Below are 12,962 nucleotides of genomic sequence, written 5' to 3' on the forward strand. Positions count from 1 at the left end.
ATTTTTAATATTTAACTATTTTCTCGGTCTTGACAAGCTCCTCAGCCCGATAGATTTTGAGGAAGTAAGCGCCACTTTCAAGAGTCTCTCCAAACCGAATGGACTTTTGGTGGGTAGGTATATTGCCTTTCTGTAGTAGTCTACCTGACAGATCTACCAACTCATAGCTCAGGTCTTTCATATCGGAAGTAATCTCCAATAAAATAGATTCCCGAAATGGGTTTGGATAAAGTCTGACCGTGGAATTAATGACCTCCAATACTTCTGTAGTATTGGTCATCAACCTTAATGGTGACCCAACTGTACCGTGGGAAGCATCCGCTCTAAATTCCAGTGTGCGTCCATCCTCAGGAGTATAAAGGCGCCCAAACGAATCTTCGAAACTCAAGGCTCCGCTCGGCTGCTCTCCAAACACCGTGATGAATAACAGTTGCTGCTGCTCTATATACTTCGGATAGGCATACCCTACGAGTTCGGTCTCATCATATACCATCATCTGGTTGCCTTCGTCAAAATTCATATTGGCCGTGGCCACGATTGACATATTGCTTGGGTACTGATCAAAGCTCATGCCTACTGAATGCATATCACTTTCCGAAACGGGCTCTGCCGCCAATCGTGCAGTTAATGGCACACTCGGATAAGTGAATGTGGTCTGAGTGGAAGACTTCAGCATGAATCCGTTGCCCTTAGTCAGGTGAGTGAGTGACCCGATCCATCCTATCATAGGCCCCTCATAAACTGCAAACCCACGCTGGCTTTTGATCTCATCACCTACACTAGCCGTATAATTCGACAATGCGGTATTGATCTCAAGAGTTCTTTGAGAGATATAGCTGATCCAGTTCCAACCCTCCTTCACCTGAATGACCTCAGACTCAGGGTTTATTTCTGCTCCACTAAATTCAAGTACACTTGCATTGGCCAGTTTGAACTTGTACATGGTATTGTTTCGAATCCCGCCACTGTTGCTAATGGTACCGATCCATCCATTGGCCTCATCATACTGATCAAAAGCCCCCTGAGTCTTCACCATGTCACCGGTGGAAGCAGTGATATTGGCGAGGAAATTATTCACATTGGCCATTTGGGCAGAATTTGTATTAAACGAAAGCCACTGCCAACCCCTTACCAAATCCTGTCTCACCTGTACAAGGCCTGTGGTTTCTATCACTACGGGAGATGATGCACTTCCCAAGCGTGTCTCCGAGATAAATGCTACGGCAGGATCAACCTTGGTGTAAACTATTCCATCTGAAGCATCCCATATTCTCAGTTCCACATTCTCATTGCTTACTCGGTTTGAGTAAATATTGAGGAAGACAAAATACTGATCATAAGCTTCTACATACCTGAGTGTGGCCACTCCCCTACATACATTGTCAACAAAAGCAGCTACCTGATCATCTCCATCCTGTGAGAATTTACCATTTACCTTCACCTTACCCACCAAACTCATAGAGTATTCGTACTCAGCGGGGTCTACTTCCCAAGTATCCGGTGCCGGTTGGTAGACATTCAAATTAACCATTAATCGTTCATCGTATCCATAGTCCGTAGTGAGGTAGATATCCTGAGAATAATCACCCAGGTTAATTCCTTCATCTACCGATAAAGTAATCTCTTTGGTCGTCAACGGACTCAGAGTCCCTGATGAAGGAGAAACAGTGAGCCAATCAGGCACATTCGTAATTCTGAAGTTCTCTACTGACCCACCGATATTAGAAACTGAAGCTTTAAAGGTGAGTGTGGAGCCTAATTCCAAATCAAAAGACTTGTCATTGTCCACCCAAAGCACACTGTTCTTATTGTAGTAAGCCGTCCAACTGGCTGGGCTGTTCATGACGTTACCATTGAGATCACGAATGTTTTTAACTGTGATATCCAGAATAACACCTTCCAGCAGACTATCAGGATCGGTAGGAGAAAGTATAATCTTATCACCATTGGCGGAATAAGAGAAGTTCACATAACTAACAGGCCTTGGCAGGTTGATGGTTGGCGTATTTTCAACTTCCCCACCAGTACCCTGCAGGGCAATCACATCATCTACCTTGGCACCCGCTACTTCGTTGTCTAGAGAGACACTCTTCACAAGAACTCCCGAGTCATCTACGAAAGTCTCAAAAGGGAAATAAGTGACCAGAGAACCTTCCGCACCTGACAATTTATACATCCGCTGCAGCTCCACTTGCTCAGCTGTCTTGGCCTTAGACCATACTCTGATGTCATCAAAAGCGCCTTCAAAATACTGATCGGTCTGCTCCACTGCTCCATCGAACCACCCACGTGCTCCTATCCATACTTTTGAACCACCAAAACCTATCCAGTTTTGATCATCAATAGAGGCGATCTGAGCGCCATCAATGTATACATTGGGGCTCGTGATGCGATTGACTGAAAGCGCAAAATGGTGCCAGGTGTTGTCCATATAGCTCACAGAGCCTACCTGATGTTTCTCTCCATTGTTTGAAATGAGGAGTTTACCTGAGGCATCAGTACCAATCGCCCAGCCCACTCTGTTGGCATCTCTTGCATCTCCTATACCCGTGCTCAAAAGCGTCACACTATCAGTAGTAGCAGCACGCTTAAACCAGAACTCTATGGTGAAATCATTCTCTGCCGTAAAGGCAAGGGATTTACTGGTAAGGTAGCTGTCAGCACCCAGGTCATAAGCAAATCCTATTGGTTCTATGGACCAATTACCAGAGATGAGTGCATTCTTAAACCTAATGTGATCATTGGCCTGACTACCTTCGGCTTCTTCCATCCTCCAGTTACCAATCAATCCAAACTCATTTCGCTCAAGACGCTTGGTAGCGATGATACTCACCTTACTTTCTGACAGAGCTCTGTTCCAGATGCGCAGTTCATGCACTTTGGCATCCAAAGGTTTGGTTTTGTCATATTTCGCTTGAGCCACATAGACCTTGCCTTCATCGGTATAGTCTGCACCAAAGTCATTATTTATGTCATCACCGTCAGTATCTCCATTCAGTGTAATGGAGGCTGTACCGTTCTTATGGTCGTAGACCAATGCGTAGTGTCTCCAGTTTTGATCGGTGATAGAAGCCGTAGATACTTCAATCTTATTGGCTAGTTTAAAATAAACCTTGTCATTCGCCGTAAAACCAATTTCCAGGGCATCACTTGAAGCGTTACCCTGGGACAGGATGATCTGCTCACCAAGGGATTTACGAGCCAAATAGAAATCCACTGTAAACGACTTTCTCTTAAGGTCTATACCTGCCGGGATTTCCATATAATGATTGGCATCACCGGCAAAGTGCATACTGGCACTATGCCTGACTTCTCCTCCATTCAGCACGCCTTTGATTTCAAAGTTAGTAGGCCGAAGCAACCCACTATTAATAGGCTCATTGAACTGAATCATGATCTGCTCACCAGGAGACAAAATTCCGTCACTCGGCTGTGGAGCTCCAAAAGGATGAGGGTTTACCCTATCGATCAAACCACTGAATATCTCAGATTCACCAAAGACCACAGACCCGGAAGCTGCCACATCACATTTAGTTACAGCGCGTAAATCGTAGGATCCGTCGTTGATGTCTTTAAGAAACCAATCGTATTCAATCACAGGATTGTTTCTTGGAATCTGAATAGCATTGGGATCATTAAGACCTGTGGTATCGCGATAGAATGTCTCCAAAACAGACCATGTGGACTGTGCAGACTGCTTGTACTCCAAGTTGACACTACGGAATCCACTGTAGTTGATATTAAACCCACCAATCATTACCGTAAGGGTATCCATAAGGTTGGAATTCACCACCCAGTTATCCTTAGGAGTAAGTATCTCCGGAGTGGTACACTGGGGTAAGAAATATGCAGAAATAGATACAGTATCCCCTATCAACTTGTAAACACCGGTAGGGTCGTATTGACAACTACTGGACAGTATGACCTGTACATTGGGATAATCGTATTCAAATGGCCCTTTCTCTATTTCAAGAATCTTCTGAATGGCTGATCCACCCGGAACAAGTATCTCACGGCCCTTACTCAGGTTGGTTCCATCCATAGTTATTTTCAACCCATTAGGGTTTGAAGACTCCACCACCGACAAGGAGTAATACATAGTCTGGGTGTTCTCGCTATCGTTAAACAATGTCAGGGTATAATTGGCCTTCTCATCAGCCGGAACATTATACATGATAGGCACATCCACTTCTATTCGAGGCTTGTCCTGCTGAAACGTGCGGGCACTGATCTGAGTACCAGGCTGATAATATTTCGTTTTCACCTCGTCTTCATGAGGGCAGGTAGTCACACCACCATCTGCAATCTGAAATACGGGGCCATTTTTAAGGGTAGATTCATGCACTTTCACATTAAAGTAATCCGTGGGGCTCTCATCTGAAATCGTATAGGAAAATGTAGTACTGTTCTCCTCACTATCAGACTCTACTCCACCCTGTTCCAGGTTTACTGAAGTTTTCATATCCAGTTCCATACTCACCCCAAATAGTGAGAAGTCCAGCGAAGTACCGGCGCTGATGGATTCAGCAAACTCATATTCGAATGAAGTAGTGGAAGTCTCAGATGAGGTCTGTTCAAATGTCAATGCAGAACCTCCACTGTAACTAATATTTCTCACCGGACGATTGGCCTGAACAAGCTCAACCTTTTCCTTCTCATTAAGCTCGAGTTGTTTCTCCCAAAGCTTAATTTGCTGATTCAGCCATCTCACAGAATCCAGTTCCTCATCATCTACCCTGGTGAATGTATAGCTAGGACCTGAAAGATCCTCTGGCTCAGTGATAGAAGGCGTTGCTGTACTTGGGTTCGGAAATACAGGGTCGTCATTATTCTTCCCGAAATTAGGATCTGCACCATCCAACGCACTCACATATTTACTGTTATTTAAAAGCACATTGTTACGGAGCATTTTGAGGTTAGGTACTAAAGTACCTTCGATGTGGAGGGCGGTATAGGCAAACAAGGTGGCCTCTCCTGTTGGGTTCATGAATGTCGCCAAATAAGATCCGAGTTTATACTCTGTGCCATCTTTTGCCGTAATTACTGATCCCGTACAGCTCACATTTGGTGTGCCGCAGTCCGAAACCGGAACAAGTGACAAGGTTTGCGAAACTCCAAATCTTACGTTCTCGGACTTACCGACAAATAAATCAAAATCAGGGCCGGTATAATCTTCAGAGGTTTGAAAAGCCTCTGTGGCCGTATAGGTGGTCACACGCTCTCCTGTGTTGCTCAACTTGTAGCTTACATCCAAACCAGTGGTAGCATCTGCTTCAGATTCATTGATGGTTCCTGCGCCAAAACCTACCCAGGTCGTCACAGATACCCCAATCCCCAACTCAAGGTTCACCGACTGCCCCGCAGAGGAAGTGAATGAAGAAGTTTTGCTTACCGACTTACCCTGCTCAAGCATGGTAAAACTGCCGTCCCCAGGTGGGTCTCTTAACACAAAATCTACTACATCTGGTCCCTGGGTAACAAAACTGGTACCAGCAATAGGTGCAGATCCAAGAATGTATCCATTCTGAACAATGTTAACATCTGAGCCTCCTGGCCAATACACCGGTTCATTTCCTTTGGTTTTCACGGTCACCTGAATGGACTTGGTGAAACTCTGCGAATCGAAAGAAGCATTGTTATTAAACTCTGGGTTAGCCGTTTTGAAAGTATAAGTGGTATCACCATCTGCATCAGATAAAGTGATTGCCTCCAAAGTACCAGGCGATGCGCTGACCGGGCTATAGTAAGCTACATCATCATCGCTATCTCTATAATATCCTTTTCCCCAATAGTTGAACAATTCGAGCGCTGCATCTGAAACCGGCACAGTATCTTTCACCACAGGGCCAAGATCATTCCGCTCGTATATTTCACTGACTTCAATGCGCAAGCTATAATCCTTAGATTGAATAAGCACCGGATAAGGCATACCTGCCCTTACATCTATAGTGTCTTTGGTATTATCCTTATTGGTATGAACGTAAAACTCCTCACCTTCAAATTCCTGATCTACCTCTTCTGAACCATCGTAAACACCCACCTGAGGCTCTGAACGGTAGATGAAATTATTGATGGAGTGGTAGGCTGCAGAATCTACTACCCACTCATCTGAACCATTGAGTGTAGAGTCAATGACATACTTTTCTGTGTCGGCCGCTCTAAGATCAATGGTCAAATCCTCCGCCAGGATGGCCTGCTCAAAATATAAGGTTGCACTGTTATTGGATGCAATGTGAATACCTCTTTGCAAACCAGAACCATCTGATTTATTAGGGTTATATACTGTGTACTTCAATGGAGGCACATCTACCTCATATTCTCCTGTGTTAGCATCTGGGGTGACGGTCGCCTCTATAGGTTTGCCTGTAGCTTCTTCTAGTTTGAAGAGCGAAGCCCCGATGTTATTAACAGATTTTCCAAAGCCAACTGGCTTTTCTCCTTCCACTTTACCTCCCACTACACGACCTCTCACTTTTCTGGTAGTGAGGTCATAAATCAGCACATTCGATACGGGAGCCTGAAAATCATATTTGGCCGTAGAGGTGGGCCAGTTTCCTTCATTATTGAAGGTATGAAAGGCTTTCTGGGCCTGGATGCTATGTAGACCAATAGGCACCTGAATATTAAAGTATCCATTGGCATCACTTTCTACAAATCCACTTCCATTCTGGACGTATGTCTCACCATCTATCAGAAAGCGCACCCCTTCGGCCCCCACAGTGTTATCACCAAATTGATAACGAACATATCCGGTAACCTGAAAGGAACTAATGTCTTTAAAGTCAATCTGATTTTGCACAGAAACACCTTCGCCAATGAACAACACCTTTTGGGAAGGGGTAAATTCGTGTACCGCGCCTCCAAGCGTTATTTTAGGGGTGACTGTAAAATTCTCCCCTGTTCCTGAATAGGAAATACCCGTGACAGTGTAGTTACCATTGGCGTCCGTGAATCCCGCCATGCCGAGCTGTCGGCCATCGGGCACATCCACAGACCATGTGGCTCCAGATATATTTCCATCGTTCACGTGATACACTCCCCCTGTGTTTGACAAATCAAAAGCATAGGGACCTACGCCTTCATTGAATCGCCAATAAGCGGCCAGTCCTGCTTTATTAGGCTTGATCAACCTTCCGTAATCTTTTAATATGGTCAGGCTATCCTGAGAAACCGTATGTAACCGGGTCTCGTCAATAATACCAGAGAAATAATTGGTTTTTGAGGCGTTCGTTCCGATGAATACATTATTGGTATTTGCAGTGAGGTCATATGAATGACTTCCTTTGTAATATTCTTTACCATTGACATAGACGATAAGCTCGGCTTCATCAAAAGTCACCGTAACATTCTTGAACTGGTTAGCCTCGAAGACCGTGTCCACTGTAACATTCACAGTCCCTATGTCCACTTTGAGAGCTTCACCACTTTGGGTCAACTTGATGGTCCCATTCTTATGAAGGATTGTTCTGTCCGAAACAGCCACCTGATCAGGCTTTAACCACATAGAGACAGTAATGGCTCCCTCAAAATTCAAAAATGTGGTGTATGGAACCTCCATATAATCGTTCACACCATCAAAATCGAGGGCTGACCCTGAGTTTCCCTCCTCCCGCTCTACTACTACCTTCACATTCGGAACAGCAACACCACCTTGGTAAGAAATATTACCATTTACTACCCCACTCGGACTTCTGAAGCCAATAGAGTATCCCACTCCTCGTCCAGACAAATCCGCTGGAAGGTTAGGGTAACTATTGATCGTGGTAATATCAAAGCTTTTGATTTCACCATCTCCGCAATCACCCGTAGCCACAATGAAATACTCATAAAGCACCCCGGCATCCGCCCTGTCATCATTGAACTGGCGCAAATCACTATCCACTATAGATACCAACTCAGGAACTACTGCATCTCCCAACTCTCTTGAGTAAATCTTAAATCTATCAGCAAATGAATGGTTGGAGTTCATATTGATCCCCCATTTCAGAGAAATTCGATCTGAGTAATACCCTTTGGAAGTAACGAGCGCACTAGGATATAGAATATCATAAATCGTGGTTTCAACCACTATGTCATGCGAAGCAGCGCTTCCTGATCCGTCTACGGCAATTACCCCTGTGGCATTACATGGATTATAAGCGTATACCCTATAAGTATAAGGCTGACAGTTATCTATACGTTTGTCTGTATAGGTTCTGACAGCTCCCGTCTGGTTCATTTCCGTCTCGTTGGAGACGTATTTGTATTCTACCAAATTGGTCCCATCTGAATTGGTTCGGGTAATGATGAAGCCCGTTTCATCAGCAGAGTTATCAGTCCACGTGACCCTTACACCCTTACCTCCATCTACACTCACTTCCTGCACAGAAGAACCTGTTGGTGCTGCCGGATCTACAGGTGACAGACCGTATTCCGAGTCTGATGAAGAACCGTAGGTTCCACAATCCTCATTGTATGAGCTGATTTTATAGTAATATCGAGTGCCTTTGGTGATGCCAGTATGCTGATATTTCCTCTTGGCTCCCGCCAGCTCCACCAGATCAGTAAATGTTGAATTATTGGTACTCACCTGAATCTTAAACTTGGATGGATTCACCTGATACCATTCCCAAGTGATGTCTATTTGGGCATCGCAACGATCCTGAGTGGCTTCTATGCCCGAAGGAGGATCAATGCCTCGTTCCAATAAAATCCCAGCATTTGTGTTGGCTGACTCGGCACCTACTTTAATCACGCAACGATATTGGTTGCCAAACATTGTGCTCTCGACCTCAGCTATATTCAGGGTGGCACTTGTGGCACCAGCCATATTGGAAAAAGAGCTACCATTATTGGTGCTTACTTGCCACTGGTACTGGAAAGTGGCATTGGAAGTCCCGCTGATGTTCGCATTGGTAGAAAATATCGCCGGATCACCGCAGTTGGCCTTGACATTCGTAGGATGCTCGGTGATGTTAATATTATTAGTTGTCTGTCGTACATTCAAGACCGCACTGGTAGCATTGTATCCACAACTGTAAGCATACCCTGTAGGTGAATTGCCAACATTCTGATCAGTGATGGTAAACCAAAGCTCTCCATCATAATCAGACTGCCATGACTTGGTATTACCAGTTTGTTTCCACTTCTCCTGATAAATAGAACCACCAAGCGAAGAATAGAGCGCCATATGCGAACTAAATGATGTGCTGGATTTATCAAAAAGGTAGACGGCTCCCTTCACCACCGTAATCGACTCTACATCACCAGTGTTAATGGTGTGAGCGCTGGTAGTGAGGCTTGGAGTACCCAAATCAACATTGGCATTATTCTGAGGGCAGATCTGAGCATGAGAAAAAAGCACGCAGCCCATTGAGGCGAGAAACAAGTAAATTTTATTCACTTTATATAGCATTGATTGGTTAGCATTAGTCGAATCATTGACAGAGTAAAGTAATCCTATTTTAGACCTAAGAGCCATTATTTTCGTTGAAGCCCACCTAATTGCCGACGAAAAAGTCAAAAACCAAGCAATCGATTCCCCTCCTGCTCATGGATAATACTATTTACTCGTGCTGACAACTCCGGGAGCAAGTTCAACAACACTAAGATTGTCCAATCACTTCCATATATTTGCCCGGTCTATGAGTCAATTAAAAGAGTTTGTTCAGGTATTTCAGAGAGAGCTAATTGATGATAAAATCGATGAGAATACCGATTACAAAAATCACAGCTCCTGGTCATCTTTGGTCTCGCTGATCATCATCACCGAGGTTGAAAAATCTTTTGGAGTCCTGATAGAAGTGGAGCACCTTCGGAACAATACAACCTTATCCGACCTGTATGAGCAATGCATGCCACTGACAAAATAATGACAGCCTCTGGTCGTCTTCACTCTGGTAATACAACAAGATGAAAATCACCGGAATAAGCACACAAATACCCCGTTTAGTAGCCTACAATCACGATATTGACTGGATTCCCCCTTCACTGAGACAACGCCTCATCGAGGTAATCGGAATAGACAAACGACATATTGCATCAGCGCACCATAAGCTTTCCGACTTTGCAGTGATGGCGGCTGAAGACGTCCTCTCAGGTTCTGGAGTCAATCGCCAGGATGTCGGAATCATCTTACTCATCACCCAAACCGGCGATCAACAAGTACCTAATACCGTTATAGATGTCCAGACAAAACTAGGACTGACAAATGACACCCTTTCATTGGAACTGAACATGGGCTGCTCAGGATTTGTCCATGGCCTGCATATTATGGAAAGGCTCCTAAGTAGGGATTCCCGGAATCATGGCCTGCTTATTTGTGGAGATCTGTCATCAAGACTGATTCATGACAAAGATTCCGGTACGGTTCCTCTGTTTTCAGATGGCGTATCTGCTACTTTGGTGACTAAACAGCACAACGTGGAGTGGGATTTTAAAATTGGGAATAATGGAAGCAATCGAGAGGCAATCTCAATGCGACCCATAGACAATTCAGTTAGAGCCTTTGAAGGTTCGGGTTATTTAAAGTTAGATGGCCATCAAATCCTGAATTTCGGTCTGAAATCAGTGGTTCCTGGAATTCAACTATTTCAGAATGAGGCAAGTACCTCCATTGATTATTATTTCTTCCATCAGGCCAGCAAAATCATCAACGATTCCATTCGAAACAAACTCAACATCCCATCAGATAAATGTCCCATGACTTTGGATCGATTTGGTAATATGAGTTCTGCCACCATCCCCATCACCATGAGTACTATCTCCTGTCTGCAGGAGAAAGAAAACCGGATCATGCTCTGTGGTTTTGGTACCGGACTATCATGGGGCACTGCAGTGGTCAACCTCCCCTCGATTGATTATTTTAGTATCTGTGAAATCTGACCTACATATACAGCGACCAGACCTGGTGATCCCCACCTACAATTCAACTGAATTTATTGCCCACAGCCTACGTCAGGTATTGAAGCATAGAGAAATTTTCTCAAAAATCATTGTGGTAAATGATGCCAGCACCGATGCCACACTCAGCGCTTTGGAGTCTTTTAAACCAAATATTGAAATTATCAGCACCCCAACTAATCAGGGACAGCACCACGCCACGATAGAAGGATTGAAGGTGACCTCATCGCCCTATGTATTTACCCTGGACGATGATTTACCGGTGCGTCTTGTGGATTTACCCTACTTATTGCAGCATGCTATCAGGGAGGAGGCAGACCTGATTTATGCAAGCTACAGAGGGGGTGGTCTGGTTCCCAAAATCGGATCATGGGTCGTGAGTAAGATCATGTCCTTGAAATACCGCACCAAGGTCACCGGCTCTTCTACAAGACTCATTCACAGGCGCACTTTGAATCGGTGCTTCGAAGCTGGTTTCTCACATTTTCTGGACCATGATTTACTTGCTCACGCCTCCATCTGTGAGTTTGTACCGTTGGTACATCAAAAAAGCCAACACCCATCTCGCTATTCATTTACCCAAAGAATTGCACTTTTCAACCAGATGCTGCAAAACAGATGAAGATATCAGGGGAAATGGTCGAATTAAGGAGATTGCGCATAAATGACCTGGAGATGGTCCGCCGTTGGAGAACGAGTGATGCTATCCGGTCACGAATGGAGTATCAGGGAGAAATCACTCCCGAAATGCAACATAACTGGTTCAGTACGATAAACAATAGTGTCAACTATTTCTTCATCATACATGTCCACGATCAAGCCATTGGGCTTATTCAGCTTCAAAATATAAATTTCGAAGATTCGGTAGCTGAAAGTGGACTCTTCATAGGCGAACCTTCTTTCTGGGGCTCACCTGCTCCCTTTGCCGCCTCATTACCTTTGCTAGATTTTGGGATCAATCTGATGGGCATCCGTGAGATTTCAGCTAAAGTGTCTGCCGTGAATCAGCAGGCCATTGATTATAACAAGCACCTCGGCTTTACGATAGATCATTCCTTAGGTGGAGGTTTTTTGAAAATGAGCATCTCCAAAAGCCGTTTTGACAAGGCCATTCACAATCAAAAGGCCTTTGATCGTTTCAAAAACGCCTATACCCTCTTGGGATTTGATCAACCTGGGGTTTCCCAGGGTATCTTTATCCGACAATCTCTCTCGCCATCTGTCTAGAGCAAAATTTTGCGCAAAAGCAATTTAGTATTCATCCAAATAAAGAGTGATGGATTGAGTCCCCAGCGAACGAGCCTGATAGGGAGCCAGTCCCTGCCATAGGGGAAACTGCTCACATCAAAATGTGGCCAGAGTGCGGGCTTTACATTGTTAAAAAACTCCCTCCTGTTATGCCAATAATAATCTGGCTGACGAGGCGGCATCACCTCCATACCCAGGTGAAAGGTAAGCCGTGCATGGTCATAAAATGCCAGGCGATTTGCAAAAGCGAAAAGGTTGTGCGCAAGAGCTACCCCAATAAAGGGAATTCCGACACAAATATGCCCTAGAATGAGTTGTTCAGCAATGGCCTTGGAGAACACAAAGCAGTCGAATCCCGGATGCTTTTTACCCTTTAATAAATACATTTCCGACACCTCCTTATTGGCATATCCCCACGGTATTCTCCGCCTGTTGATAATCACCGCATCATTCCCCTTACGAATCTGCTCGCTCACGAAATCATAAAACGAAGGCTGTAGTGCAATATCCATATTGGTATAAATGTAGTAGTCCCCATTGAGTTTTACAGCCTCAGCCAGGATATCTGCTATCAACGGATAACGCCTCTTTGGATTAAAATCGCCAAAATCCAACACCGATCGGGATAGATTGGGGAGTTCGGTCATATATTTGGGGAGAGGGCTCACATCTTCAGAATATCGGGTCGCACAAACCCTCACTTTCAGATGCCCTGTACCGTGAGTCAGGGCATTGGCAATACTCTGAAATGTCACCTCCTGAATGCGCTGTTGATCAGTGCTTTGGCTGTCGAAGGGATTGAGTATATGGATAAGGCTAAGAGACATTAAGAA

At 44.6% G+C, this 12,962-nt stretch carries 6 protein-coding genes; 4 read left to right on the plus strand and 2 right to left on the minus strand.

Annotated elements, in window-relative coordinates:
* Positions 1-4: 4 nt before the first annotated feature.
* Positions 5-9,382: a LamG-like jellyroll fold domain-containing protein gene (locus ACHKAR_RS19520; RefSeq protein WP_395419065.1), complete on the minus strand. Its 9,378-nt coding sequence runs from the start codon at positions 9,380-9,382 to the stop codon at positions 5-7.
* A 241-nt stretch (positions 9,383-9,623) separates the two neighbouring features.
* Here ACHKAR_RS19520 and ACHKAR_RS19525 point away from each other — a divergent pair, with 241 nt between their 5' ends.
* From ACHKAR_RS19525 to ACHKAR_RS19540, 4 genes are read left to right on the plus strand one after another with little or no spacing between them, the layout of a single operon-like run.
* The gene (locus ACHKAR_RS19525) at positions 9,624-9,851 is read left to right on the plus strand and encodes a hypothetical protein (RefSeq protein ID WP_395419066.1); all 228 of its coding nucleotides are present in this window, start codon (positions 9,624-9,626) and stop codon (positions 9,849-9,851) included.
* A 40-nt stretch (positions 9,852-9,891) separates the two neighbouring features.
* Positions 9,892-10,863 (plus strand): ketoacyl-ACP synthase III, encoded by a 972-nt coding sequence (locus ACHKAR_RS19530; protein ID WP_159581531.1) that lies wholly within the window; start codon positions 9,892-9,894, stop codon positions 10,861-10,863.
* Complete coding sequence (locus tag ACHKAR_RS19535; protein ID WP_159581533.1) at positions 10,853-11,503, plus strand: glycosyltransferase family 2 protein; 651 nt, start codon at positions 10,853-10,855, stop codon at positions 11,501-11,503. Before ACHKAR_RS19530 ends, ACHKAR_RS19535 begins: the two co-directional genes overlap by 11 nt.
* Positions 11,500-12,108 carry a GNAT family N-acetyltransferase gene (locus tag ACHKAR_RS19540; protein ID WP_395419067.1) on the plus strand — a complete coding sequence of 203 codons (609 nt, stop codon included), beginning with the start codon at positions 11,500-11,502 and terminating at the stop codon, positions 12,106-12,108. Before ACHKAR_RS19535 ends, ACHKAR_RS19540 begins: the two co-directional genes overlap by 4 nt.
* Here ACHKAR_RS19540 and ACHKAR_RS19545 read toward each other — a convergent pair.
* Positions 12,105-12,956, minus strand: a complete 852-nt coding sequence (locus tag ACHKAR_RS19545; protein ID WP_159581537.1) for a hypothetical protein — start codon at positions 12,954-12,956, stop codon at positions 12,105-12,107. The genes ACHKAR_RS19540 and ACHKAR_RS19545 overlap by 4 nt on opposite strands.
* Between the last annotated feature and the right edge of the window lie 6 nt (positions 12,957-12,962).

This window comes from Marinoscillum luteum (genome assembly GCF_044005705.1).
In the GTDB taxonomy this organism is placed as follows: Bacteria; Bacteroidota; Bacteroidia; order Cytophagales; family Cyclobacteriaceae; genus Marinoscillum; species Marinoscillum luteum.

Coding starts and splice junctions, on each gene's coding strand:
- ACHKAR_RS19525 (WP_395419066.1), top strand. CDS start 9,624: ATGAGTCAATTAAAAGAGTTTGTTCAGGTATTTCAGAGAGAGCTAATT.
- ACHKAR_RS19530 (WP_159581531.1), top strand. CDS start 9,892: ATGAAAATCACCGGAATAAGCACACAAATACCCCGTTTAGTAGCCTAC.
- ACHKAR_RS19540 (WP_395419067.1), top strand. CDS start 11,500: ATGAAGATATCAGGGGAAATGGTCGAATTAAGGAGATTGCGCATAAAT.
- ACHKAR_RS19545 (WP_159581537.1), bottom strand. CDS start 12,956: ATGTCTCTTAGCCTTATCCATATACTCAATCCCTTCGACAGCCAAAGC.